This window comes from Bradyrhizobium sp. Kon37 (assembly GCF_055807535.1).
The window spans coordinates 26,945-52,204 of record NZ_JBVVOY010000013.1 but is presented as its reverse complement, the minus strand read 5'-3'; the positions used below and the strand labels follow the sequence as shown (position 1 = coordinate 52,204).

Below are 25,260 nucleotides of genomic sequence, written 5' to 3'. Positions count from 1 at the left end.
TGACGGGATTCCCATCCGAGATGATGTCGGTTGTTGGCCCAAAGCCGACCTGCCGCGCGCATCCGGTCAAGGACCGCTTGTGACCCACAAGCGAAGTCAGGCCATGTCTGCTTCCCGGCGTTCCAGATGCTTGCGAACGCGACAGCGGCCGGTTAGTTGGCGCGAAACGAACACCCTACTTCGGCAAAAGCTGTTGACCCGTTCAATGGCCAAGGCAAGATGCCACAGTGTGCGCACGCATACCTCTCTCATCGGATACCGCGACGCTAAGGGTTCAACGGTAAGGGCAAATCATGGGCTTTATCAACATAGGCTACAGCACGTTGCTGGCTAACCATCCAAGTATGACGGACGAATTCAAAACGATGATCAACGGCTCCATAAAGAAGTTCCACGACGAACCAGGGCACAAGAATACGTGCGCCTCGAAAATCAGTTGGGCGTTCAACCATGTCGATGGTCACTATATCAATTGCGATGGGGACTACGGAAAAGGTGGCGTGCTCGTCAAGAAAGTTCGGTTTCTTATAGACGACGACGGTTGGGAGTATATTTTTTCGACTCTCGATCTTCGGCAGTACCTCAATAATAGATATGGCGCCGGACAGATGTTTCCGAACACATCTAAAATAGGGAGCCGGAACGGAGTGATCATATTTGAGCCAACGGACACGAGTACCATCGGCCATACTGACATCTGGGTGAATGGGCAGATACACGACGCTGACTTGTACTTTGGCAGTTGGTATTCGGCAGTGACAAACGACAGAGTCTTTTTTTGGGACCTCAATTCGTAACTTAGTGAAAAGCACAGGGTAATATCGGCTAGTGGGCAGCCGGCTTATGCCTGCAACACCTTGTCCGGAACTGGCCCACCTCGGACCTCCCGACCGGCACCGGTTATGTCCGCTTTCGGTGCTGAACCGGAAGTAAGCAGCCGGGATGCCGAAAGGCCGCTTTTGACCCAACTGAGACATCGGCTGTCATCGAACCGTGAAGAGCAATAGTCACACTTTCGGCCCCTTCCATTGAGGGCGGCCCTGCTGGCAGCATCCGTTGCGATAGTTTGGGGACTGGCATGAGGCGGCGGGAGTTTCTCGCGGGTCTGTTGTACAGTCGAGCCAGCGGCTCGAAAGCGAGGCTGATCACTGTGCATCCGCCGGAATCTTGCCTGTCGAAACGAGTACGTAAATTCGTCTGCCGGCAAGCGTGATCGTGCCGATCACGGTCCCCTCGGTTATAACCTCTGACAACGTCACGTAGCCTGCGGTGATTGGAAAGTAGAGCGCCTTGAATGTCGACAGCACTCCGTTGGCTTTAAGTTGCGCAAAGCCTTCTGCCAGCATCTCCTCGAGGTATCTCAGCAGCCACGACCGCGCGTATGCGTCGATATTCAGCTGTGCCCGAAATCGTCGCAGCAGCGCGAGGCGAGGCGAGAAGAAGCGGTGGACCAGTTCATGCAGCAGAGTTTCTTTCGCAGAAGCGGCTGACTGCTGCAGTGAGACCTTGATATTTCCATACGCGTCCGTTGACCCCAACGCATTGTTTGGCAGCGTTGGTTTGTACGTGGTGGATGGAGGCGTTCCGGGCGGTGGCGGAGCTCCGACCCTCGCTGGTGCGGCGTAGCGGGCTCGGGCGGCTTTTATCGGCCCGCGAAGCAGCAGGGCCTGGATAGTCGCTATTCCGAGAACGACGAGGGCGCGGGCGAAGTGCTGGCCGGCCTCGTCGAGATCTTCATTCGTACTCGCATCGAGCGCGGTTTCGACGAAGTCAACTAACGCGCCCGCGCCCGAGAATATCGAAAAGCCCACCGACAGGACGCCAATGCCCAGCAGGACCAAATCGATGACCTCTCCGATCCCGAAGGCATGCGACGCGGCCCAGGCAAGGAGCGTGCCCACCATGATCGCCAGCGCCTTGGGCTCCAGCAACGCCTCACCGACGGACTTGAGATTCGCCGGCAGATACTTCAGGGAATGTGCGATTCCTGCTGATAGTTTCTGGGCCTTCGACATGTGTACGACCGGGTCTGTTGGGACCGGGGGGCTCGAGAAGTCGAACCGGTAGCCAGACTGAGACGCCCAGATCATAGCCTGTCGAGCAACCGCATAGTTTATGCCGCGCGGGCGGCTTTCGGCGTAGACCGCCTGTGTCCACTCTCTAGGAACCATCCCTGTGAAACACGGAACGTTTTGTTTGATCCACTGGAGCACGTCAAACGAGTTGTGGATGTTGCCTCTGAACTCGGTGAAGCCTACCGACATCGTATTTCCCGCGTAATTTTTTCCTATGCTGACATAGCATCAACCGTGACAGAAAGACTCCGGTTGAGCTTGATTCGAGATTGAGGACAGCTTGATTTCTCCTTTAGATGAGCACGCGGGCAGTTTCGCCTTACTTGCAATCGGGGCATCGCGAGCCTCGCGAATTGTCGTCGTCAATGCCGCAGGGCAGGCGCACACGCAGTGATCACCGCCTCAGCCAAGACGAAATGGCTGATGGTTGATCCCGCCGCTGCCAGCTTTGAGGGTGAGTTCTCCAGCGTCACTACCAGCTACGCCGGACCAGTGACTTCCGTTGTTGGCCCATAGCTGACCTGCCGCGCGCAGCCGGCGGAGGACGGCTTGTGACCTATAATAGACCTTTGAAGGCCCGACACTCCACGCATCGTGTACGCTAAGGCAATGCTCGTTGTCGGACGGAACAGCCAACGGAGGGAACATGGCGTTCAGATCAGCGACTTTTGTCCTTTGCCTGCTGCTCGCCACTCCGCGCATCTTGATCGCGGGAGAAACTCTCGATGCTGCCGCCATGGACGAGATGCATAAGCATTTTTCAGAAGCGTACAATCGCGGCGATCTGAGCACCATGGCCGCGACATTCACAGAGAACGCCGTGCGAGTAACGCCCAGCGGCATCTTTCAAGGCAGGAACGCCATTCGCCAAAGTTTCAGCGACGCCCTCAAGCTCGGACTGCATGATTATTCGGTCCAAAGAACCCTCTCTCGCGCCGAGGGCTCGTTCGTCTTTAATGCTGGAAAATGGCAGGCCAAGGTGGGAGACAGGGCGTTTCGCGGATATTACTCATCCATACTTACCAGCGAAGATGGACAGCCGAAGATCATAGATAGGCACTCTCGAACGCGAATCCAGCGGGTCTCGAGCGCGTGAAACGATCGTACCAGTCCGGCATTCCATCTGACAAAAAACGTTCATTCGGCGTGGGAAGCGCCCATCTCGGCAAATGCACGGATTCGAACTGCTCCCACACATACATGCCGTTCAATGGATAGCGCCTATCGGAGGAGCAGCCAGCTGCGGCTTCCTCGAGCGTGAAAATTCCGTCCCTTTGCGCTTCCAGAACCTGACCAGTGAGCCGCTTGTGCCCACTGATGACGGCAGCCTGGTGAGCACTCGCGATGGCCGCGCGGATGCTGTAGTCGCGGTCACTGACCCAGATTTCCAGAAGCGGTTGCCGAGCTTCGTTGGCGCGGCCGTAGGAGTGATAGAACCAAAGCCCGAAGTCGCCGTCGCTCTCATCGACCTTCAGCTCGCCTGCCATGGTGGGTAGACCAGCAAGCCGGAGATCTCGTATCCACGGGTACCAGCGGTGTTTTGAGTGGTGCTTTTGCCGAAGCCGGTCACCTTCGTTACGCTGGTGAATGTAAACGTCGAAACAGTCCCGCTCTGCAAAGGAAGCTTGTGTCTTTTCATCCCAACAAGGCCGTTGTTCTTTGACCGTTTTGCCGGATCGGTGCTGTTGACCCAAAGGTGCTATTCAACGTCTAGCGTGACGTCCGGCTTCTGTCCGTTCTTCGGATGCTAACCGGGGAAGTCGCGGAACTCCTTGACGAGATTAAACGGAATTTTCCACCCGGCGCCTCCGTCGCGCATCAGCATCTTGATGTCCTCCGTCCTGTTTTCTTTTCCGGTTTTTGGATCGGTCTCCAGTGTGTGGCCGTTGCTGTCCCAAGGTTTGGTCGCGCTCTTCGAGTAGTAGCCGAGAAAATGCCCGGCTTCATGGGCAGACGTGTTAGGCCCGCGTTGCGAGCTGATAAAGGCAAGGTCTAACGATCGAGCAAATGAGCCATTCGGGAAGGAGCCATTGGACAGAAGCTTGTCGACACAGAAAATGGTTAAGTGGGCGCCCCGGACTTTGTGTTTGGCGAAGAAGCCCTTCAGTTTTTCGACTTCGATCATATCGGGAAAGGTCGCCAGACTCGCATCCTTCATGCCAACCGCGTTGGCGAGCTCCTGTTTGACGGCAGTCTGCGCGTCGTCGATGAAGAGCCAGTCGCTTGGCACTCGCTCGAAGCGGATGTTGGCCTGCGGCTTCCATATATTGTTCATAGTCAGCAATTCATCTTGGTCGCTGCAAGGCTTCTTGGCGTGAAACATGGGAGCGCCGCCACTGCCCGGAACCATGACATTGCGGAACGCCACCTTGATCTTGATTTCCGGCAGCACGACGACATGGAGCTTGGCTTCGATCTTCCGGTCGGCCGACCGGGCCACCACCTCCAGACCGGGAAAGCCAATCGGCTTGATCCGGCCATTGATTTCGAAAAACCGTGCATCGCCATTGAATGTGGCGGGAAGTGACGCCGCCCTGAGCTGCGGATCGATATCGGGTGCGGAGAATGCATCTCTGGCCTGCATGACGCGTCTAAGGGTATCGGCGCCGTCGATCTCCTTGATTGCGAGGGCATGGGCGTTAGGATCGACTTTGAGCTTTCTTCCGGGATCGATCAGGGCCACGATGTTGGAGCCGCCGAACGGCACCACCACGCCTGGCGGGCTACGGCGCTCATCGATGCCGGAGCGGCGGAAAACCTCCTGGAAAGCGGCCATGTCCGGTTCTCCTGTTGTGGTTCGGCGCGTCAACGCGAAGTTTTGCGCGCGGGCGGTTTGAATCAAAGCGCCGGCTCAGTCGAAAGTGTATGGTGTCGGGTCCGTCTGGGTCGTCAGGCCCGACAGGAAGAGCTACGGCACGAAGTAGGTGCGAAAATCGGCTAACGAACTGGGACGGGTTCAAATGCCGGAATGTTCAATGAAGTTGCCGGCGGTCCAGCTCAATTCTGGTCAGAGTCACACGTCAACGGTGCCTGGGCTAAGGCGGTTTGAACCTGCCGACGGGAAACTCCGATCACCGTCCTAGTCGCCGTCCTTCTCGCGAACGACTCGAAATCCATTCGCCTGATAGCGAACATTGAAATCATATCTAAACCGTGCGGCTGAGCGCAGATATTTCGGGTCATTGTTAAACGAGCCGCCCCGAAGCACCCGCTCGGGACAACCCGGTTTGACCGAAGCGGATCCATCAGTGGGCGTCCCTCGATAGCCCTCGGTCCAGCAATCCTCGACCCACTCTGCGGCGTTGCCGGCCATGTCATAAATATCAAACGCATTTGGTTTGAATGATCCAACCTGCATGGTGGCGTGGTGCGGTTCATTGGTGCAGCCCGCACAATTTGCGCGGTCCTTCTCCACTGACCGGCCCCAAGAATAGGGTGAACTGGTGCCGCCTCGGGCGGCGTACTCCCATTCACTTTCCGTTGGCAGTCGGTAGGTCTTCCCAGTCTTTTGCGACAGCCATGCGGCATAGGTTTTTGCGTCGTTCCAATCGACATCAGTGACGGGACGGCGGCCGCGTCCCGCTCCGGCATCGGCCGGCCGATAGGTGCAGCCCCTGTCCATGACACAGGCGTCCCACTCATCGTATGTGACTTCGTACTTACCGATGTAGAACGGCTTGCGAATCGACACCTGATGCACAGGGCCTTCAAAAGGGAAGACCTCAGTCGAACCCATGTTGAAATTGCCTGAAGGTATCAGCACCATTTCCGGGCATTGGGAACAGTCACGAATTGTAGACCTCGGCGGCGGCGAGACCGGCGGCGCGGGCATGTTGGTCACAGTCGGTGTTTGCGGCTTTGCCGGGCTGACTACCGCGCCAAGGCGTTGCAGGCCTGACCGCGCCTCGGAGGCATACGGACCGCTCGGATAGGCATCGAGATAGGCCTGAAAATCGGCCGCGTTGTTGCTGCTCTTGATCGTATCCCAGAAACCTTGTTCCACCGTATCAGGCGGGGTGCCCAATCTCGCGACCGCACGCGACGCCGTGTCTGTTGGTTCGTTGCGGCCTGTAACGACAAAGTCAGCGGCCTCGAGCGACGCTTCCCAGGGGAGTTGCTTGTTGCGGCTTCCCTTCGCGACCGCAGCCCGGGTTTGGCCAAATGCTTCCTTGAAGGTTCGACCGGGGGACTTGGCGGCTTTCACGAACTCGTCAGCAAACAGGCTGAGCGCTCCCTTTTGATCCTCCACGACCTGCCCGGGGAGTGCGGGGTAAGCTTGAGTGATGCCCTGGATAGGACTGACGTTGGCGAGCCCAATTGCCTTGACCGATGTTTTTTGCTGCCATGGATTTTTCCTCGCCGCATCAAGGATGACGGCTGAACCTCTGGGCCGGGCAACGATCAACGGATCGAGAATGAGATCGCCATCCACCGCGTTGGAGTGGATGTCGAGATCCGATGCAATGGTACCATCGATCGGGATGAGGAAATTGCGGCCTTCATACTGGATGGCATGACCGGCGAAGTAGACGACGGCGGTGGCGCCGCGTTCCAGTTTTTGGCTGAATTGTTGGATTGCCGCATCCATATCGGCATGCCGCGCATCCTGCGCATAAACCACGTCAAAACCACCAGCCTTCAAAAGCTCGGCGATCGCTTTCGCGTCCGAAACCGCCGTACGGACAGGCGACTGCGGATAAGATCCATTTCCGATAACGAGAGCGACCCTCTTGTCGGCCTGCGCAGCACTCGCGTTCTGGCCCCGGGCGGCCGAAAGAAAAAAGAGCTGTGGGATGAACGCGCCAGCCGCAAAGGCGCACAAAACAACGAGCACCTTTAAAGCGCGGCCCATGCCTGACAGTTTCATCGCTTCATCAGCCCTGGACCTGGATCAACGCAAAATGCCCCAGACTTGGATCAGCGCAAAACTCCGGTTCATATGCGGTCTGCTCAGCCTGAAGCAAACGAACGGGCGCAGTGTGCAAATATGTTGGTGAGGCTAACACGCTGGCTGAATGGAAACAAGAAGTTGCGAGATTCAGCGATTGCTCCTAGTCTCAGACTACCGGTGCCGCTCGGCAAGCCATTTGGCGGAACTCCGTTCGTGAAATTCGTTTGCACACTTTGCTTGATTGCTTGTTCCATGTGCCTGTCTCTGCTTCTTTCGCAAGAGGCGCGCGCTGACGGGCGTGTCGCGCTAGTCATAGGCAATGCGGCATATGCCAATGCAACATTGCTCCGCAACAGCCGCAACGATGCTGACGACATCTCCGATCAATTGCGTCGCCTCGGGTTCGAGGTCATCGACGGTCGCGATCTCGATGGCCGTGGCATGCGCGCTGCATTGGCGCGTTTTGCGCAGAAGCTGCGGGGCACTGATGCTGCGTTGTTCTATTATTCGGGCCATGGGCTTCAGATTGAAGGTCAGAACTACCTTGTCCCTGTCGATGCGCAAGTCGATCCCGATTCAATCGTGACATTCGACCTCGTGAAGCTTGACGACGTGGTCGAAGCGCTCGGATATAGCTCGGGGACGCGACTTATGGTTCTGGATGCCTGCCGGACCAATCCGTTTGCGAAGGCTATAGCCCAACGCAGCGGCAATCGCGGCGGGGAAATCACCCGAGGACTTGCCCGGATCGACCGGACTCAGGGCATGTTGATCGCCTATGCGACCCAGGCCAACGCGGTGGCGGCTGATGGTATCGGCCGCAACAGTCCGTTTACCAACGCGCTGGTTCGCGAGATGCAGGAACCGGGGATCGAAGTCGGCGCGCTGTTCCGGCATGTCGCCGTCAGTGTCAACCGTGAGACGCGCGGGCAACAAATACCGGAGCTCTCGGTCTCCCTGCTGGGGGATTTCTATTTGAATCCCCAAGAGAGCGATCTGGACGCATGGAAGAAGATAGGACCGCTGTCTTCCGCGAGCGTTGCGACGTTGAAGGCATTCATCACGAAGTTTCCGTCGAGCAGCCTTGTCGACGCGGCCCGCGCCCGGATCGACACTATCGAGAATGCCAACGAGCGTGACCGACTTGTCAACGAATACAACGAAAAGGAGCGGCAGCTTCGGGTTGATCTGGAGCAGGCCGAAGCCGGCTTCCGAAAAGCCAGCGAAGAATTGGCCCAATTGCGTAAGCGCGACGAGGTCAGGCAAGCCGACGACGAAAAGCGATTGAGTTCGAGCGCCCCCGCGCAACCGTCCAGGCCTTCGCCTCCCGAACCTGGCGCTGAGGAAAAAGATCGGCGTGATCAGCTCGCGAATGAAGTGGCGGCACTCGAGGCAAACAGGATCAGATTGGCCGAGCAACGCGCCACACTGGAGCGCGCGATGGCGGAGAAACTGTCGAAGGCGCAATCCGATCGTGAGCGCGCCGAGCAACGCCTTGCGATCGAGACTGCCCGGCTGCCGTCGGTCGCGGCTGACTCGCGGGCAGCCCCTACACCGACTCGGCAGAAATCGACGCCCCGTTGCCAGGAGATTAATGCACGTGCGCAACTGGGTGACATATCGGAATCCGATCGCACTGCCCTTCGCCAATGTCGCTAGTTCATTTTAGCCAAGGTTGAACAGACATGATTGATCGCGCTCCAATCGTCACCTGCTTCGCGATCGGCTTCCTGATGACGGCCATCCAGGCGTGCTATGCGCAGGCGACCTCGCCAACGCCTTCGCCGCCACAAGCCTCTTCGGCTCCGCCGCCACTGCCCACGCCGATCGCTTTCGACGACGCGCTGTTGCGGGCTGCCAACGATCTCTTTTCCAAGGCTACGGTGCCGGCAGGGTCGGACAAGGTTGAACTCGTCATCGATCCGTTGATTGACGCTGCGACCGGCGCGCAATCAGCTGCAACCCGCCTGATGCAGGAGCGCATCAAGGACCTCGTAGCCAAGTCATATCCCCGCTTCGCCGTGTTGCCATTTTCCAGCGAGGCCCTGAGCCGCGCTCCTGTTGTCCTGATCGGGACCTTTACGGCCATAAACAATGCCGGTGCACCTGACGGTGCTCGGGACGCCTATAGGATCTGTCTTGCATTGGCAGACCTTCGCAGCAAGAGCATCGTATCGAAGGGCGTTGCGAGGGCAAGACCCGACGGCGTTAAAGCCGAACCCACGCCGGCATTCGCCGAGGCTCCGATCTGGACCAATGATCCGGCGATCGCCGTCTACATCAAGACCTGCCAGGGGACGAAGCCGGGCGACCCGATCGATCCCCTATATGTCGAGAGGATCGCCACGTCGGCATTTGTGAGCGACGCAATCCTCGAATACGACGACAGACGCTATCGAGAGGCGCTGGCGTTCTACCGGACGGCCCGGCAAATGTCGGGCGGCGACCAACTTCGTGTTCATTCTGGTATTTATCTGTCCAGCTGGAAGCTTAATCGCCGGACCGATGCCACCGAGGCATTTGGCAGTCTCGTCAAGTATGGCCTGACGGCCAATAAGTTGTCCGTACGGCTTCTGTTCAAGCCGGGCACGACGCAGTTCCTCGATGACCAGAATATCACAGGTCCATACCCGATGTGGCTAAGTCAGATCGCGTCGCAGGCGATGCAGAACGATTCCTGCATCGATGTCGTTGGGCACACATCAAATACCGGACCGGCGCAAATCAATGAACGCCTGTCGGTGCTGAGGGCGCAGTTCATCAAGGATCTCCTGCAGAGTGCTTCTCCCAGCCTGGCTGACCGGCTGAAGGCGGTCGGCGCCGGATCTCGAGAATCGATCGTCGGGACGGGCCGCGATGACGCGAGCGATGCGATCGACCGCCGCGTCGATTTCAACGTACACCGATGCTGAATGCGCATTGAACTCTCGACGCTGCCGCGCACTCTCTACTTTTGTCTTGTCTGGCCACGTTCATTTCCTTCAATCCAGAGCGCATCGCGCTCAAAATTATCGGCCTTAGGGGGTCTCTCATGGTATCGAAAGCCTTGGTCGCAATGACGACGTCCCTCCTGATTTTAGCGGGAGCGTTCGGCTCAGCGCATGCACAGCCAAAGCCCGCCGGCGGTCCTACGACCTCGCCTGCTGGTGCTGCGGTCTATTTCGTGGACATCAAGGACGGGCAGACCGTCCCGACGAAATTCACCGTTCATTTTGGTTTGAAGGGAATGGGCGTAGCGCCGGCCGGATCCGACAAGGGAAACTCCGGTCACCATCATCTGTTGATTGATGCCGAGCTGCCGCCGATGGACAGTCCCATTCCGAGCGACTTCAATCATCTGCATTTCGGTGCAGGTCAGACCGAAGCCGAAGTTACGCTCACGCCGGGAGACCACACACTACAGCTGCTGTTGGGCGACAAGAATCATGTGCCGACGTCACCGCCGCTGTTCTCTGATCGTATCCATGTTCACGTCGTCGATCAGACTGCAGTCCCGTCGGCCCAGGCCACGCCGCATTCGGGACGTCACCCGTCGCCCTCCGGAGCGAAAGTCTATTTTGTCTATCCCGGGGACGGGGCGTACGTCACGCCAACGCCTGTTGTCCGTTTCGGCCTGGTCGGCATGGGCGTTGCTCCCGCCGGCTTCGAAAAGGCGAATACGGGGCACCACCATTTGCTGGTCGATACCAGCCTGCCGCCATTTGATCAGCCGATCCCCAATGATTTCAACCATCTTCATTTTGGCGCGGGTCAAACCGAAGCCAAAATCAATCTGCCGCTGGGTCGTCACACGCTGCAGCTGATCCTGGCCGACGAAAATCACATACCACACGATCCCCCGGTTTTCTCGCAGCTTATCAATGTTGTGGTGACCGCCAGCGGTCGTAAGTCGCCGACGCGGAAACATCACCGAATATCGCACTATCATTAGGCACGAGACGGAGGCAGGCGAACGCGCGCAGCCCAACGCAGTGGTCTCGCGTCTCGCTTTGAGTTGAGATCGATCGCCTCAGGCGACCAACAGGCCCAGCTTGCCGACCATCGCAAGCGAGCGTTCAACGCTCTCTCGAGTTGAAAGCAGCAGCGGCTCTACTGGCTTTCCGTCCTTGTCCTTTTGTTCGATCCGGATGCTGGAGCCAAATGCTTCGGTGATCTCGGCCGTGATCTGGTCGATAGTGTGAAGGCCGTCGAGCAATTGCAGGAAATGCCGGGTTCGATCGTCCTCCAACTGCACTGTTTGGTGGAGCAGGTTGGTGACGTGCGGACTTGTCTGCGACTGTTTACGGGCCAGTAAGCTCGCTTGCGGCCGGTCGGTAATTTCCTTCAGCAGGAATGGCGGCGATACCAGGAAGGAGACCTCGCCGCTGCAGCACAGGATGTACATCGCATCCGTCAGGACCCCTTCGTCATCGTCGGCGTGACGGCCATCCAGCAGCGCGCGCGCGCCGTGTAGCAACTCGCCGAATGACAAGGCGCGCGGCCACGCCCGGCCGAGGCACAGATGCGCTGCCTTCAGGAGGGGATTGGTCACGGTAATCCTGCTGCCGTTCTGGATCTCGAATTCCATTGCAGAATCGTCTGTCACACGGTCTTCGGGATCGACGGCGCTGGTCGTGCTCAAGAGGTGGTACCGCCTGACGAAATCTGTGTCGATCTGCCGGTCGAGGGAAACATTGTCGTGGCAAAACAAGCTGCGCCGGAAGCCGTTGCCGTCGATGAAATCCTGATACTGGTCGCGTGCCATGAACTCGCTTTCCGGGAAACGCTGCAGCGTGGCACGGACCTCCTCGGAGTAGCCGGCGAGATAGCGGCGCGAAAAATCGGAATCGCCCAGATACTGCAAGCCACACTGGGCGGCATCCTCTGCGACTTCGTGCAACAGGAAGGCGGTGGCGCCATCGTCGAGATCGTCGTGAAACAACAATTCGTCGGGAGACTTGAGAACGCGGTTGTACTGATCCCGCATGATCGCGCCGTGAACCGTGTTGGCCTTCGAGCCGTCGCTCAGGAACTTCAGGATCGCGCGAGCCTGTCCGACCTTCTCCTTCATGCCGGTGAGGCCGCGGGTGTGATACCGCATCATGTCGCGGGCCATGTCGCGGAGGTGCGAGAACGGATGCGCATTGTAACTGACGTAGCAGATCCCGCGCGGTGACAGGTTCTGCTTGAAAATCGTCATCATCTTCTCACGCACGGGCAGTGGCACCCATGAGTACACGCCGTGCGCGATGATGTAATCGAACTGTCCGAAGCTTGGATCGACATTCATGATGTCGCAATGGAGGAGCTTGATGTTGTTCAGGCCAAGTGTCGCGATATTTTTCTGGCCGCGCTCGATCGTCACGCCGCTCAGGTCGACACCGACGAACTCGCTGTCCGGATATTGAAAGGCCATTGGCAGAAGATTTCCGCCGACGCCGCAGCCGAGCTCCAGTACTCGGCAGCACTCGACCGGCGCAGGTTGCATGCCGTAGACGGTGGCAATCGTTGCAAGATGGTTGGGGTGGGTGAGCCCGTAGACGTGGCCGGGATAGTAGACCTCGTCGTACCGTGTTGGGCCGGTCGTCGAAGGGCGATGCTCAGTGTGAACATTCATCGTGCTCAGTTCCACGAATATGCGAACTTGTCGTTCGCGATTGAGACGCGCGTCTGCTTGATCTCTTCCTTGGCAAGCGATTTTCTCAGGAACTCGCGCGACAGCTCCGGCAGCAATGTGTTGGTGATGATGTTGTCGATCATGCGCCCGCCGGAATCCGCATCGTTGCAGCTTGACACGATGTGCTCAACGACGGTGTCGTCGTAGCTGAACGCCGCGTTGTGATTATCGCGTAGCCGACGGCCGATGCGGTCGAGCTGCAGCCGGACGATGCCGCCGAGCATCTCGTCCGAGAGCGGGAAGTAGGGGATCGAGACGATACGCCCGAGCAAAGCCGCCGGAAATACCTTCAGCAGTTCCGGCCTGAGCATTTTCGCGAGCTCTTCCGGTTCATTGCGATACTTTGGATCGCGGGACAGCCCCATGATCAGATCGGTACCGACATTGGTCGTCAGGATGATCAAGGTGTTCTTAAAGTCGATCCGTCGCCCGTTGCCGTCCTCCATGACTCCCTTGTCAAACACCTGGAAGAAGATCTCATGGACGTCGGGATGGGCCTTCTCCACTTCGTCGAGCAGGATGACGCTGTATGGCTTGCGCCGGACCGCCTCGGTGAGGCGGCCGCCTTCTCCGTAGCCGACGTAACCGGGAGGTGCTCCCTTCAGGGTCGAGACGGTATGCGCCTCCTGGAACTCCGACATGTTGATCGTGATCATGTTCTGCTCGCCGCCGTAGAGCGTCTCGGCAAGCGCCAACGCGGTCTCGGTCTTTCCGACCCCGGATGGTCCGGCCAGCATGAAAACGCCGATCGGCTTCGAAGGGTTGTCCAGCTTGGCGCGGCTGGTCTCGATACGTCTGGCGATCATCGTCAGCCCGTGGGACTGGCCGACAACGCGGCGGTTGAGGATCTCCGGCAGCTTCAGCACGGTTTCGATCTCGTCCCGCATCATCCGACCAACCGGGATGCCGGTCCAGTCGGACACGACGGACGCTACCGACTGCTGGTCCACATGGGCATAGACCATCCGTTTTTCCGGATTGATCCCCTCCAGCGTCTCGAACTTGCCCCGCAGCTCCGCTCGCTTTGCATCTGAATCTTGATCTTCCTTGGGCTCGGACAGGATGTCACGAATGCTGCGGATGTCCTTGACGAGCTCCTGCTCCTTGGCCCAGTCGGCCTCGAGCGCGGTTAGCTTTTCTTTCAACGCGGCGATATCGCTGTCGATCGTAGCGACGCGCTCGCCGTCCTCGATGCCCAGATCGCGGTCGCTGACCAGCGCGGATTTCTCAGCTTCGCGAGCCGTGATCGCGACACGCGTGTCCTCGATCAGGGCCGGCGTGGCGCTCTGGCTGATCGCCACGCGGGCCGAGGCGGTATCGAGCAGGCTGACGGCCTTGTCCGGCAGCTGTCGGGAGGGAATGTAGCGGTGCGAGAGGTTGACGGCTGCAATGATTGCGGCGTCGGAAATGCGGACACCGTGGTGCTTTTCCATTGGACCAAGAAGGCCGCGCAGCATCACGCAACAGGTCTCGACATCCGGTTCGTCGATCTGGATCGGCTGGAAGCGTCGCGCGAGCGCCGGGTCCTTCTCGATGTACTGGCGATACTCTGCCCAGGTGGTAGCTGCGATCGTGCGCAGCGTGCCACGGGCGAGTGGAGGTTTCAGGAGGTTTGCCGCGTCGCCGGTGCCGGCTGCACCGCCGGCGCCAATTAAGGTATGGGCTTCGTCGATGAAAAGGACGACCGGGGTGGGAGAGCTCTGCACCTCGTCGATCACCGAGCGCAGCCGCTGCTCGAACTCGCCCTTCATCGAGGCGCCGGCCTGCATCAAGCCGATGTCGAGGGCGCAGAGCCGGACATTGCGCAGCGGCGGCGGCACGTCCCCGGCGGCGATGCGTTGCGCGAATCCTTCCACCACCGCCGTCTTGCCGACGCCGGCTTCGCCGGTAAGAATCGGATTATTTTGCCGCCTTCGCATCAGAACGTCTATCAACTGGCGAATCTCTTCGTCCCGACCCAAGATCGGGTCCATCTCGCCCGATTTGGCCTTCGCCGTGAGATCCTGCGAGAAACGGTCGAGCGGTGTCGTGCCTTTCGGGCTGGTCTGATCCGCGCCCTCCGTGCCAGCGCCTACAAGACCCGAGCCGTCCATGGGCCGCATGCTCTCCTCGTCGGAGCCGGCCCAGATGGCGCGACGCTCGGCGGCCAATGCTTCGACGTTGACCTTGGCGAATTCCTGGGAGAGGTTGTTCAGCGCGCGACGGATGTCGTTCGACTTCAGCCCAGCCACGAGCAGGTGGCCGGTGCGGATCTGGGTTTCGCCGAAAAAGAGCGTGGCGTAGTGCCAGCCACGATCGAGGAGATCGATGACCGGATTGGCGATACCCGGCATGTCTGTTTCATTCTTCCGAAAGCCGTTGATCGCGCCGGCAAGTTCCGACAGCAACCGCCCCCGGTCGAGCTTATAATGGTCCACCGAGAGGCTTACGTCTGTGCGCTCCTGCTGCAGGATATGAAACAGCCAGTGCGCAAGCTCGACGTTGCGGTTCCCGGCGCTCTTGGCATGGCGAAGAGCCTGTATGAAGGCGTCGTAACCGGCGCGGTTCAGTTTGCCCGTTACGGCTTCAATACTGATATCGGTCACGGCAGCCCCTCCTGCTCAATTGCTCCGCCGATGTTTGACACCCAACGGAAATTGGCGCGAATCCCATGACATTGGGACGATCGGCGCGGTCGATAGGTTCAAATTGCCGAGGCATCGGCTGCGGCGTTCCGGCGGGCTCGCAGGCGCTCCCCGAGCTGAAAGCGGGCATCGCGGCGATATTCTTCAGTGGAGGTCCAGTTCGGGGAGACCCAGGTGGTCCATCCAAGCCGTCCGCTCTGCCCTAGTCTGACGGGGACGACCTCTCCCGCTGGAATGGCGAGCTCGACCTCCCACTCTAGTTCGTCGCCAACGTAGAAGAAAACGGCGTCGGCCAGCGGCTCCGACAAGTTGCGCGCTTCGGTCGGCAGGAACTGCTCGTACTGGACAAAATTCTTGACGAAGACCCGAACCCTGATCTTGTCTTCGACGCTGAACACGCGTGAGCCGAGAAGCGCGTCCCGACCGAGGCTGGCATGCGCCTCGCCAAGCCGGCTGCAGTGACTTGGATCGAACGCAAGCCAAGTGCCGACAAACTCGTCGATCTCGACCTTGACGTCGAACAGTCCCTGCAAGAACCGCGTCAGCCGTGACGCACATTTCGCCCTCGGGGCGACCAGTCCGACGAAGCTGAGCTTCGCCATGTCGGGTACGGTGTCCCGATTGGCGAAAACGTTTGAGCCGAGGCCGGCGAAGGAGCCGACATAGGCGATGAAGCGATCATCCGCGGGACGGTCGTGCTGCGCGATCGGCCGGGCGTCGGCCCAGGCACGAAAGAAGAGCTGCAGGAACCGGCCGTTGAGCAGGTCAAGAAAGCGGGGGAAGGCCTCGTCCCGCATCAGCCACCAGCTCAGACTTTCATCGGTCGTGGCAAGTGGCAGCGCACCTTGCGGACCCAGGAGGCCGAGAAACTTGACGAGGATTCTGAGCCGGCCATTCTGGTCGTCGACTACGGCAAGATTAGAGGCAGGGAACTCGAGGTAGGGCACTTGGCCGAGATCGACGTACTCCTCGCGGCGGGCGGCGCTGTCACCGATCCGAGGTCGATCCGGATTGGCTCGCTCGAGCTGACGCAGGGTATTGAAGAAATCGAACCGCCAAGGTTCAGCCTTCATCTGGTCGATCAGCGTCACAGCGGTCTCCGCGTGCCCATGCGCGGTGGCCACCGCATGATCTCGCCACGCTCCGGCGTCGAGACGACCGTTTGGGTGAAGGTGTTGAAGCCTGAATAGTCGGCGAAGAAGCGCTCCAGCACAGCTCCGAGCAGGAACACGCCGCTCCCCTCGAACGCCTTCTCGTCAAGTGTGACAGTGATCTCCAGGCCGCGCGCGGCACCGCTTCCGGTGCGCTCCCGCACCCGTCGCACGACGGGCCGGCTTTCGATGCTGCGCACGCCCCGGATCTTGCGTTCGGTGGCGTCGTCGTACTGGTCGGCAAACAGGGACAGCATCTCGCGCAGCGCTCCTGCGTTCTTGCCGCCGTTGCGCTCGACAAGGCCGAGATAGTTCAGGCTCAGCATGTTGATCAGCCGCCAACTGACGATCCCGCTGTTGGCGATTTCGCTGCGACTGCGCAACTGGGCGACCACCGGCTCGCGCGGCCGGGTTGGACCAGCAACGCACACCAGGTCGAGGGACGTGTCGTCCAGCAGGTGGAAGTCGGCGCCGCTCGCGCCGACCGGCAGGTGCTCAGTGAGGTGCCGATTGGAACACAGCGCTCGGACGCTGAGTTCGGCGGCCGAGTCCTGCCCGTTCAATTCGCCGGGCTCGAGCAGCGATAGGAACATGTCCGTCCCGGTGTAATCGGAAGATGAGCCGTACGTCTTCTCTTCCACCGTGCGGCGCCGGGGCAGGCGGCGGACCGTGAAGTAAAGCCCCTGTGCGCCGGTCTGGTCGACGCTTGCCGAATACAGCGGGCGTACCAGCCGCTTGTCCTTCTCCGCCGGCATATGCGCGTAGACTTCGAGGACCTGATGCGGCTCGTATTCGAGATAGCGACTACGATCCGGCACCACGTGATATTCGTGGGTGTTCGACTTGAGGGGGATTCGATCACTCGTCTTCTCGAACAGGTTGATCGCCGGTGCGGTGTAGAGCCTGAAGCTATCGGAACGCACCGCGGCCGCGAGCCGCGAATTGTGTTCATCGAAGGCGAAGACGATATCGATCGACTTGCTGCGCAGGCGCGGCATCACGCTGCGGAGTCCGGTCAAGTGAACGCCAAGGAACTTGCGCGGAAACATGAAATATTCCCGGAGCAGCTCTGAGCCGCGAAAGACGCGGTTGTCGTGCGGGAATAGCGACTCGGTTTCGTCGAAACCGATCTGCTGCACGCAGTCGTGCGGTGCGCGCGTCACCACCGGATCGCCGAAATCGTCGAGATGTCGGAAGTAGACGCCCTTGCAATTCGATATCAGTTGTTCGTAGAGCGCTATGCCATCTGATTCCGCACCGACGAGATAGATCGGGAGCTCGCTCATGCGGCAGCCCGCAAACCACGTTTCCGGCTTTGTCCGAGCCTCTGCATCCGACAGTTCCTCGTCAACCTGGGCCGCGGTGCGGTGGGTCAGCGACAGCCTGAGTCCGGCGATGACGTCGCCGCCGACCGGGATTCCGAGTGCCTGCAGCGCGCCCGCGGTCGAGAAGTATTCGGCGCCTGTGATGTCGAACGGCCAGAGCGTGATATCGCGGCATAGTCGAAATCGGCAGGCGAGGCTTCGCTCTCTCTCTCGGTAGGTGGCGTCGAAATAGGCGCCGCGCGCGATCTTTTTGCCGTCGCGCAGGGCCGGGTCGGCATAGGGCGGTCCTGCTGCGACCAGCATGGCCGACGGGGTAGGGGCAAGGTAGTTCGGAACCAGCTGTTCGAGCAGATTCGATGTGAATTCCGGAAATTCGTGCTTTAGCTTCAACTGGACACGGGCGGCAAGAAACGCCGCGCCTTCCAGTAGCCCGGTGATCATCGGATCCGAGCGGTCCCTGATCAGGCCGCCCAGGCGTTCAGCGATGCCGGGATACTCCTCGGCAAAATCTCCTGCTTGCTCGTACAGCAGGGACAATTCGCGATTGTAGAAGTCCAGGAATTCGCGATTCATGCTAAAGTCGATTGATCTGGATATCGCCGCTGTCGAGCTCGACGTCGGCGACGAATTCCACGGGAACGTTGAGCGGTTCAGCTTTCAGATCGGCGTGAACGATGAAGCGCAGCTTGAGCTGCTCGGGTCCGATCGAGGCGTCGCGGCGGACCCGGATTGTCTTGCGATCGAGCCTTGGTTCATAATTGAGCAGTGTGGTGCGCAGCGAGCCGCTGAGCTCGTCGTCCGTGACCTCGTCGATCGACCGATTGGCGATGTCGGGAAAGCCATAGTTCAGGATCGACGTTCGTACGCAATCCCGGCCGCTCATGTCTAGCGTCGATTCGAGAGCGATCGTATTGAGGAGCGTTTCGACGTCATGGGAGACCTCGCGCCGGAGGAGTGCCTCCGAGATCGGATGGCGTCCTGTGCTGCGTCGGCCTGCGATAATCCGTTCACCGGACTGATCGCGCAGATCGAGCTTCTTGCGCGCATCACGCGCTTCATGCGCCGCGCGAAAGGCGAGCATCAGCGGCGGAGAGAGCCGATCCTTTTTTGGCGTAAGCGTCAATCCGGTCCCCATGACGTTCGGCGCCTATGCCGCTTCGAAAGGCGGCAATCGGCGTCGCACTTGACGTATCGTGGCCAGGCATCCGGCCGTAACCGGGGCCATTCGAAGGATGCAATTTGGGATAGCGCCGCATGGCGCCGGTGTCCGCTATTGGCAACCGGCGCCAGGCGAGGGGCCAAAGATCATGCCCATTCCTTGTTGGCAGGAACGTCCCAGCCGAAGGTCGGCGAGGCGCCGGCGGCACCCTTGTCCGTCTGGGTCTTGTAGGTCATCTTGACCTTGGCGAAGTTCAGACTCACGTTTTCGGTTAGGCGCTCTTCGCCATGCGATCCGCCGGTCGACACGCTGGAGACCAGGACGTGCTTCATCTCGATCTTGAGATACTCCAGCGGGTTCTCGCCAGCCTTGCGCACAGTCAGGATCGCCGTTTCGATGTGCTTTCCGTTCGCGCAGACCTTAAACAATTCCGGGGTGGACTTGTCCACGAAGTGCGTGAAGTGGAGATCCTGGACGTTGACCTTGCCAGCGCCGCCTCCGGATCCGCTGTGGAATGTACCGGCCTGGCTTTCGCCGAACGACCAGCTCAATACATCAATCTCGTCCTTGTGCTTGTCATCCAGCGACTCGCCCTTGATGGGATCGAGTTTCAAGAAAATATCGACAGCCATAGCTTAGTCCTCTCAAAAATCTGCAATTGACAGTTGCGATGACGTGGCGTCAGGAACTCGGGCCTGGTAGGCGCGAGACGAGACTGAGGCCGACGTCCATCGCTTCGAGTTGGAAGTGTGGACGGAGAAAGAAGCGTGCGTTGTAATATCCCGGGTTCTCCTCGTTTGCTATGACCTCGACCTTCGCTGCGGCCAGCGGTTTGCGCGCTTTCTGAGCTTCTGACGATAGGGCTGGGTTGGCATCAACGTACTCGTTGATCCAGGTTTGCAGCCAGACCGTCAGCTCATCCTTTTCCTTCATGGATCCGATCTTGTCGCGAACCATGCACTTCAGATAGTGCGCAAAGCGGGACACTGCGAACATGTAGGGCAGACGTGACGACAGGTTGTCAGACGCGGTTGCATCCACGCCTTTCTCGCCGAAATACTTCTTCGGCTTGTAGAGCGACTGCGCACCGATGAAAGCCGCCTTGTCGGTGTTCTTGCGATGGATCAGCGGGATCAGGCCCGCCTTGGCGAGTTCATGCTCGCGACGATCGCTGATCGCGATCTCGGTTGGACATTTCAGGTCCACGCCGCCGTCGTCGGTCGGGAACGTGTGCGTGGGCAGGTTGATGACCTCGCCGCCGGACTGAACACCGCGGATGCGGGTGCACCAGCCGAACTCCTTGAAGGCGCGGTTGATGTTGACAGCCATCGCGTAGGAGGCGTTGATCCAACCGTACTTGTCGCCGGTATGCCCGTCGGTTTCTTCCTCGAAGGCGAATTCTTCCACCGGCTCCGACTTGGCGCCGTAGGGAAGGCGACCCAGCACTCGCGGCATGCAAAGGCCGAGATAGCGCGAGTCATCCTGGTCGCGGAGACCTTTCCAGGCCGCGTATTCCGGCGTGTCGAACACCTTGCCGATGTCGCGGGGATTGGACAGCTCGGTCCATGAATCCATGCCCATCAGCGTGGGCTCGGCGCCGGCGAAGAAGGGAGCGTGCGCGGCGCCGGCGACCTTGCTGAGATCACGCATCAACTGCACGTCGGTCGGCAGATGACTGAAATAGTAGTCGCCGATCAAGCAGCCGAACGGCTCGCCGCCTAACTGGCCGAATTCGTACTCGTAGACCTGCTTGAACAGCGGGCTCTGGTCCCAGCGGGCGTCTGGATATAGCCGCAGGTTGCGATAGAGCTCGGTCTTGGAGACATTCATCACGCGAATCTTGAGATTGGCATCCGTCTCGGAATTGAAGACGAGGTAATGCAGGCCGCGCCAGGCGCTTTCGATCGCCTGGAACTCGGGCGCATGAAGAATCTCGTTCATCTGCGCGGTGAGCTTCTGGTCGATCCGCGCGATCATCTCCTCGATGGTGTCGAGGACATCCGACTTGATGACGCTCGTGTCCTTCAACGCCTCCTGAACGAGCGTGGATACCGCATTCTCGACTTCGGTCGCAGCGCGTTCGGTGCGGGGCTTGAAGCTCTGCTTGAGTAGGTTCGCAAACTCGTCGGCCTCGGCGGTCCCGACCTGAGTGACGTTCGCCTTTTGACCAGCTTCTTTTGCCATGGTCCCCAGTCCTTCTCTTTATTTCTATTTCTCGGCGTCGGGTTCGGTCGGTTGGCTCGCTGTGCGTTCTTTCAGCGCGGCCATCAGTTGCGGATCGCTAAGGAGCTTCTTCAGCTGATCCTCCGCAGCCACCTTGCCGTCCATGTAGCGGAGCAGGTTGGCGAGCTGTTCGCGGGCCTCCAGCAGCTTGGCCGTGGCTGGAACCTGTCGGGCGACCGCTACGGGTGAGAAGTCGGCCATCTTGTTGAAGCGCAGGCTGATGGAAATCTTCTCGTCGGCCGCTTCGCTTAGGCGGTTGGCCACGCGGGCTGTCACCCCGGGCTGGATGGCCGCCATGCGGTTGTCGAAATTGTCCATGTCGAATTCGAGGAACTTGCGCTCCTCGACCTTGGGTTTCTCCACGCCAGCGTTGTTGCCGGAAAGGTCGGAAAGGACGCCCATCACGAACGGCAACTCGATCAGCCGCTCAGCGTCGTAGGGATCTTCGTAAGTGATGTGAACGCGCGGTGCGCGGTTACGACGGATGAATTTTTGACCGCTGTCGGTAGCCATGGTTCCCCTCTTTGCGAAATCATTGAGAAGCCGGTTTGCCGCGACGCAGGTTACAAGAGCAGCTCAACTTGCGGTCGGCAAAATCTATATGTCCTGTTAGTGACGTCGAGCGAAATGCGGGTTCAATACGATTTGTCGATTGTCTTGAGCGCGCCCTCGGGCAGGACGTCGTTCAAAAGGCTGAGAAAGTCTCGCTGTGCCAGTTCGCGCGCGCGGTCGACCAAAAAGGGAATAGGGCTCGACGGTTCTGCGGTCCGAAAAAATGCGGCCACTTTGGCCAGCATGCCCAAGGCCTGTGCTCTATTTTCTGCAGAGAAAACAGTATCTTGAACTTCGCTCTCGATCCCGGACGAGGATGGGGTGGCAAGCTCCGCCATCCGTTCGATGGGCAGGTCGAAGAACTTGTCTCGCCCGATATTGATCGCGGCGCTCTCTACGTGGGCGGGCACCAGCATTCGCATCACTTCGATAAAAGATTTACCAACCATCTCCTGCGCCTGACGCACCAGCAACAGGGCGGGATTGGACGGTTCCATTCGGGCGAAATAGTCCGCGGCGGCGGCAAGTGCCGCAGTGGCCTGCCCCGACGACGTCAGCGCACCGGTTGCTTCAATCGGGTGTTGCGTGTCGGCTAGTTCAGCGTCGTCTGACGGCGCAGCCACCACGGCGCTCGGGTCACGCTCCGCGACGAGACCCGCAAGCCAGGCGGCCATGCCATTGACGACGCCGGAGAGCCTGTCGAGGCTGATGGGTTGCCCCGAGTTCAACTTTTCGTGCCAGATCGTCGTGATGCCTGCAATTTCGGCAGCGACTGCCGAACAACGTGCACTCACTGCCCTCAGGGTCTCGAGATCTGTGTCGCCAATGATGCGCTCGATCATTGCAAGATCGGGACCGTCAGTGTCGGCGTCACCAGCGGGAATTTCTCCCTTGGCAACCTGATAGGCACGGTAGTTGAGGGTCCCCTGTCTGCGATTTTCGATCAGCGGCAGGAATTGGAGGGGATTGATCACGGTTGGAAACACGTCGATCGCTTCGATCGTGACTGCGCGAAGAGCGTAGTCGCCGTCTTCGGCCCTCGGATGTACAGCTTCCCACTGCTCCCTAAGCAACGTGGTCGTCGCCTTCAGGCAATTGAGAAAGCCGTCAAGATCCCGGTTAAGGATGGAGAACTTGGCCAGCAGCATGTTCAAACGCAGATCGCGGGTGCGCGCCAGAAGAGGTCGTGCGGCCGCAAACTGGCCGACGATGTCGATGGCCTTCGGATCGAAGCGCCCGCGATCTCCATTGGCGTTGACCACCTCGAAGTACGACATCGGAAGCAGCGATTCCGCACCTGCGAAGAAGTTGAGGTACTGAACGTCCCCACTTGCGTCGAGATCGGGCCCGCAGGGATCGTCCGCGGCTACGGGCTGGGTCAAGGAGGCGACGTCGAGCATGATCGTCCATCTGCTGGGCCCCCGCCGAACCCCGTGACGTACCCAGGAGCGCGGGAGAGACTATGATCCGATTGTCTTATGGGTCAGATGCTTGCGGGTCCCGGTTCATTCCCGGTGATCATGACAGTTTCGCGTGAACCAGCAAGCTCTTGGAGGCGACTACTTGAAGGCCTGGGTGGTTCTGTGTACGGCTGCTGTGGCGCGTCAGGATGCCAACCCCGGACGGACCTACCGGCCTGCCAGCAGCGGCCAGGATGTCCGTGGTTCTTGCATGACCGCCTGATCTGCTCTTTGGAGCCGATCATGCGGCCGACGAGGGAGTTTAACGCCCACATGGGCCAGCTTACCCAAGATACCCGCCTCTGCGAGCTCAAGACGCCACTCGGCAAGGACGTTCTGGTTTTCGTCGGATACGAGGCTTCGGAAGGTCTCAGCGAACTCTTTGAGTATCGTATCGAATGTCTCAGTGAGGACGCCGATCTCGACTTCGACCGCGCAATCGGTCAGCAGTGCACGCTGAAGATAAAGCTTCATGAGAAGGAGCGCGAGTTCAGCGGCATTCTCACCGAAGCGCAATGGCTTGGGGTGAAGAACGACTATTTCAGCTATAGAATCGTGCTTCGGCCCTGGTTATGGCTGCTGTCGCGAACCACCGATTGCCGGATATTCCAGGACAAGAAGGCGCCCGACATCATCAAGGAGGTCTTCAACGATCGCGGCTTCAACGACTACGAATCGAAGCTGACCGAGGAAGGTTCCTGTCCGAAGCTCGAATATTGCGTTCAGTACCGCGAGACCGATCTGAATTTCGTTTGCCGATTGATGGAGCAGCACGGCATCTACTACTTCTTCAAGCACGAGGGCGGCAAGCACACGCTGGTACTGGCGGACTCAAAATCGTCGCACAGTCCGATCAACGGACTCGCCTCGATCCCATACATACCGCTGACGGGTGCCGACCGGCGAGGCGAGCAACACATCTACGAATGGGTCTCGGAGCGCAGGTTTCGGACCGGCAAGGTCGAGCTCAACGATTACAATTACCAGAAGCCCAACGCGCAGATGATCAGCGACGCCAAGGGCAACGAGCATTACTCCCGATCAGAAATGGAATTTTACGACTATCCGGGGAAGTTCAAGGAAAAATCCGACGGCGAGCGTTACGCGAAGATCCAGCTTCAGTCCGAGCAAGCCATGGACCGGCGGCGCCGCGGCAACGGTGATGCAGTCAACCTGTTCCCCGGTGGATTGACTAAACTCGAGAAGCATCACAAGGACTCGCAGAACGTCGAATATCTGGTGGTACGAGCCACCCATTCGTTCTCGATCGAATCTTACCGCACGGGTGGTCCCAGCGACGCCGGTCAGCACGTCTATTTCGGGAGCTACGAGTTCTTGCCGAGCGACCGTCCGTTCCGGGCGCCGATGTTGACGCCGAAGCCAAGGATTAATGGTGTCCAGACCGCCAAGGTGGTGACCAAGGACGACAATTCGAGCGAGGAGATCGACGTCGAAAACCTCGGCGAAATCTATGTACGGTTTTTCTGGGACCGGAAGAAAAAGCGGTCTTGCCGGTTGCGCGTTGCTCAGGTCTGGTCCGGCAAGAAGTGGGGCGGTCAGATCATTCCGCGCGTCGGACAGGAAGTGGTCGTCGAATTTCTGGAAGGCGATCCGGACCGGCCTCTGATCATCGGCACCGTCTATAACGACGAGTACAAGCTGCCCTATGACCTGCCGTCCAAGAAGACGATCGCGGGATTGAAGTCCGATTCGACCAAGGGCGGCGGCGGCTACAATGAGTGGAATTTCGAGGACAAGAAGGGCTCCGAGAAGATCACGGTGCATGCCGAGAAAGACCATGACGTGACGGTCCGCGACACCGAGACGCGGACCATCGGCGAAGCCGCGCTCGGCGGCGACACCCGCAAGACGACCCTCGTCAACGGCAACGACAAGCTCGATATCCAGTTAGGCGGTCAGCATATCACTATGGCGATGGATCAGTCGGTCACCGCAGGCCTAACCATCACGCTCATGGCCAACGTCAACATCACGCTGCAGGTCGGCCCCAGCCAGATCATCCTGACGCCTGGGGGCATCGTCATCAATGCGCCGACCATCGCGATGACGGCGCAGGGAGCCATGGCGCTAACAGCCGGGGGCCCGCTGGGTGCCCACGGCCTGCCAACCCTTGTCGGTTGAGT

The 25,260-nt window shown here is 59.3% G+C and carries 19 protein-coding genes; 6 read left to right on the top strand and 13 right to left on the bottom strand.

Translation table 11 applies throughout. The features are described from left to right. Window positions 1–293 precede the first annotated feature (293 nt). A complete protein-coding gene (locus AC0L3J_RS22825; protein ID WP_456766604.1) occupies window positions 294–797 on the top strand; it encodes a T6SS effector amidase Tae4 family protein in 504 nt (167 codons plus the stop codon). Between the two features lie 348 nt (window positions 798–1,145). Here the strand turns inward: AC0L3J_RS22825 and AC0L3J_RS22820 are convergent, their stop codons facing one another. Beyond that, entirely contained in the window at window positions 1,146–2,264 is a 1,119-nt protein-coding gene (locus tag AC0L3J_RS22820) for a hypothetical protein (RefSeq protein ID WP_456766603.1), read from the bottom strand. A 457-nt stretch (window positions 2,265–2,721) separates the two neighbouring features. On the opposite strand from AC0L3J_RS22820, the gene AC0L3J_RS22815 reads away from it, so the two are divergent. Then, on the top strand, window positions 2,722–3,171 hold the full coding sequence (locus tag AC0L3J_RS22815) for a YybH family protein (protein WP_456766602.1): 450 nt from the start codon (window positions 2,722–2,724) through the stop codon (window positions 3,169–3,171). On the opposite strand, the gene AC0L3J_RS22810 is transcribed toward AC0L3J_RS22815, so the two are convergent. The 3 genes from AC0L3J_RS22810 to AC0L3J_RS22800 all read right to left on the bottom strand — a co-directional run bounded on the left by AC0L3J_RS22810 (window position 3,122) and on the right by AC0L3J_RS22800 (window position 6,942). Continuing rightward, a complete protein-coding gene (locus tag AC0L3J_RS22810; RefSeq protein ID WP_456766601.1) occupies window positions 3,122–3,562 on the bottom strand; it encodes a hypothetical protein in 441 nt (146 codons plus the stop codon). The two genes, AC0L3J_RS22815 and AC0L3J_RS22810, sit on opposite strands and share 50 nt — an antisense overlap. Before the next feature lie 260 nt (window positions 3,563–3,822). After that, entirely contained in the window at window positions 3,823–4,851 is a 1,029-nt protein-coding gene (locus tag AC0L3J_RS22805) for a hypothetical protein (protein WP_456766600.1), read from the bottom strand. A gap of 303 nt (window positions 4,852–5,154) precedes the next feature. Then, window positions 5,155–6,942: an SUMF1/EgtB/PvdO family nonheme iron enzyme gene (locus AC0L3J_RS22800; protein WP_473348342.1), complete on the bottom strand. Its 1,788-nt coding sequence runs from the start codon at window positions 6,940–6,942 to the stop codon at window positions 5,155–5,157. 201 nt (window positions 6,943–7,143) lie between these two features. Between AC0L3J_RS22800 and AC0L3J_RS22795 the strand changes: the two genes are divergently transcribed. The 3 genes from AC0L3J_RS22795 (at window position 7,144) to AC0L3J_RS22785 (ending at window position 10,897) form a co-directional block, all read left to right on the top strand. Continuing rightward, a complete protein-coding gene (locus tag AC0L3J_RS22795) occupies window positions 7,144–8,625 on the top strand; it encodes a caspase family protein (protein ID WP_456766598.1) in 1,482 nt (493 codons plus the stop codon). A gap of 26 nt (window positions 8,626–8,651) precedes the next feature. Next, the gene (locus AC0L3J_RS22790; protein ID WP_456766597.1) at window positions 8,652–9,878 is read left to right on the top strand and encodes an OmpA family protein; all 1,227 of its coding nucleotides are present in this window, start codon (window positions 8,652–8,654) and stop codon (window positions 9,876–9,878) included. Window positions 9,879–9,997: 119 nt separating this feature from the next. Beyond that, window positions 9,998–10,897, top strand: coding sequence for a DUF4399 domain-containing protein (locus AC0L3J_RS22785; protein WP_456766596.1), 900 nt, complete (start codon window positions 9,998–10,000; stop codon window positions 10,895–10,897). A gap of 78 nt (window positions 10,898–10,975) precedes the next feature. On the opposite strand, the gene AC0L3J_RS22780 is transcribed toward AC0L3J_RS22785, so the two are convergent. From AC0L3J_RS22780 to AC0L3J_RS22740, 9 genes are all read right to left on the bottom strand, one after another. Continuing rightward, window positions 10,976–12,562, bottom strand: a complete 1,587-nt coding sequence (locus tag AC0L3J_RS22780) for a class I SAM-dependent methyltransferase (protein ID WP_456769754.1) — start codon at window positions 12,560–12,562, stop codon at window positions 10,976–10,978. Between the two features lie 5 nt (window positions 12,563–12,567). Next, window positions 12,568–15,207, bottom strand: a complete 2,640-nt coding sequence (gene tssH / locus AC0L3J_RS22775; protein WP_456766595.1) for a type VI secretion system ATPase TssH — start codon at window positions 15,205–15,207, stop codon at window positions 12,568–12,570. 98 nt (window positions 15,208–15,305) lie between these two features. Next, a complete protein-coding gene (gene tssG / locus AC0L3J_RS22770) occupies window positions 15,306–16,370 on the bottom strand; it encodes a type VI secretion system baseplate subunit TssG (protein WP_456766594.1) in 1,065 nt (354 codons plus the stop codon). After that, window positions 16,334–18,295: a type VI secretion system baseplate subunit TssF gene (gene tssF, locus AC0L3J_RS22765; protein ID WP_456766593.1), complete on the bottom strand. Its 1,962-nt coding sequence runs from the start codon at window positions 18,293–18,295 to the stop codon at window positions 16,334–16,336. The genes tssG and tssF overlap by 37 nt, the downstream gene beginning before the upstream one ends. 1 nt (window position 18,296) lies before the next feature. Then, a complete protein-coding gene (gene tssE / locus AC0L3J_RS22760; RefSeq protein ID WP_456769753.1) occupies window positions 18,297–18,803 on the bottom strand; it encodes a type VI secretion system baseplate subunit TssE in 507 nt (168 codons plus the stop codon). 224 nt (window positions 18,804–19,027) lie between these two features. Further along, window positions 19,028–19,513 carry an Hcp family type VI secretion system effector gene (locus tag AC0L3J_RS22755; RefSeq protein WP_456766592.1) on the bottom strand — a complete coding sequence of 162 codons (486 nt, stop codon included), beginning with the start codon at window positions 19,511–19,513 and terminating at the stop codon, window positions 19,028–19,030. A 49-nt stretch (window positions 19,514–19,562) separates the two neighbouring features. Beyond that, window positions 19,563–21,065 carry a type VI secretion system contractile sheath large subunit gene (tssC, locus tag AC0L3J_RS22750; protein WP_027568116.1) on the bottom strand — a complete coding sequence of 501 codons (1,503 nt, stop codon included), beginning with the start codon at window positions 21,063–21,065 and terminating at the stop codon, window positions 19,563–19,565. 24 nt (window positions 21,066–21,089) lie between these two features. Next, entirely contained in the window at window positions 21,090–21,617 is a 528-nt protein-coding gene (gene tssB / locus AC0L3J_RS22745; RefSeq protein WP_456766591.1) for a type VI secretion system contractile sheath small subunit, read from the bottom strand. 122 nt (window positions 21,618–21,739) lie between these two features. Next, on the bottom strand, window positions 21,740–23,056 hold the full coding sequence (locus tag AC0L3J_RS22740) for a type VI secretion system protein TssA (RefSeq protein WP_456766590.1): 1,317 nt from the start codon (window positions 23,054–23,056) through the stop codon (window positions 21,740–21,742). Window positions 23,057–23,389: 333 nt separating this feature from the next. Here AC0L3J_RS22740 and AC0L3J_RS22735 point away from each other — a divergent pair, with 333 nt between their 5' ends. Beyond that, window positions 23,390–25,258: a type VI secretion system Vgr family protein gene (locus tag AC0L3J_RS22735; protein ID WP_456769752.1), complete on the top strand. Its 1,869-nt coding sequence runs from the start codon at window positions 23,390–23,392 to the stop codon at window positions 25,256–25,258. Window positions 25,259–25,260: the final 2 nt, after the last annotated feature.

What these genes read in the sequence shown, in the direction of transcription:
- AC0L3J_RS22825 (WP_456766604.1), top strand. Translation starts at nt 294, where the DNA reads ATGGGCTTTATCAACATAGGCTACAGCACGTTGCTGGCTAACCATCCA.
- AC0L3J_RS22820 (WP_456766603.1), bottom strand. Translation starts at nt 2,264, where the DNA reads ATGTCGGTAGGCTTCACCGAGTTCAGAGGCAACATCCACAACTCGTTT.
- AC0L3J_RS22815 (WP_456766602.1), top strand. Translation starts at nt 2,722, where the DNA reads ATGGCGTTCAGATCAGCGACTTTTGTCCTTTGCCTGCTGCTCGCCACT.
- AC0L3J_RS22810 (WP_456766601.1), bottom strand. Translation starts at nt 3,562, where the DNA reads ATGGCAGGCGAGCTGAAGGTCGATGAGAGCGACGGCGACTTCGGGCTT.
- AC0L3J_RS22805 (WP_456766600.1), bottom strand. Translation starts at nt 4,851, where the DNA reads ATGGCCGCTTTCCAGGAGGTTTTCCGCCGCTCCGGCATCGATGAGCGC.
- AC0L3J_RS22800 (WP_473348342.1), bottom strand. Translation starts at nt 6,942, where the DNA reads ATGAAACTGTCAGGCATGGGCCGCGCTTTAAAGGTGCTCGTTGTTTTG.
- AC0L3J_RS22790 (WP_456766597.1), top strand. Translation starts at nt 8,652, where the DNA reads ATGATTGATCGCGCTCCAATCGTCACCTGCTTCGCGATCGGCTTCCTG.
- AC0L3J_RS22785 (WP_456766596.1), top strand. Translation starts at nt 9,998, where the DNA reads ATGGTATCGAAAGCCTTGGTCGCAATGACGACGTCCCTCCTGATTTTA.
- AC0L3J_RS22780 (WP_456769754.1), bottom strand. Translation starts at nt 12,562, where the DNA reads ATGAATGTTCACACTGAGCATCGCCCTTCGACGACCGGCCCAACACGG.
- tssF (WP_456766593.1), bottom strand. Translation starts at nt 18,295, where the DNA reads ATGAATCGCGAATTCCTGGACTTCTACAATCGCGAATTGTCCCTGCTG.
- tssE (WP_456769753.1), bottom strand. Translation starts at nt 18,803, where the DNA reads ATGCTCGCCTTTCGCGCGGCGCATGAAGCGCGTGATGCGCGCAAGAAG.
- AC0L3J_RS22755 (WP_456766592.1), bottom strand. Translation starts at nt 19,513, where the DNA reads ATGGCTGTCGATATTTTCTTGAAACTCGATCCCATCAAGGGCGAGTCG.
- tssC (WP_027568116.1), bottom strand. Translation starts at nt 21,065, where the DNA reads ATGGCAAAAGAAGCTGGTCAAAAGGCGAACGTCACTCAGGTCGGGACC.
- tssB (WP_456766591.1), bottom strand. Translation starts at nt 21,617, where the DNA reads ATGGCTACCGACAGCGGTCAAAAATTCATCCGTCGTAACCGCGCACCG.
- AC0L3J_RS22740 (WP_456766590.1), bottom strand. Translation starts at nt 23,056, where the DNA reads ATGCTCGACGTCGCCTCCTTGACCCAGCCCGTAGCCGCGGACGATCCC.
- AC0L3J_RS22735 (WP_456769752.1), top strand. Translation starts at nt 23,390, where the DNA reads ATGGGCCAGCTTACCCAAGATACCCGCCTCTGCGAGCTCAAGACGCCA.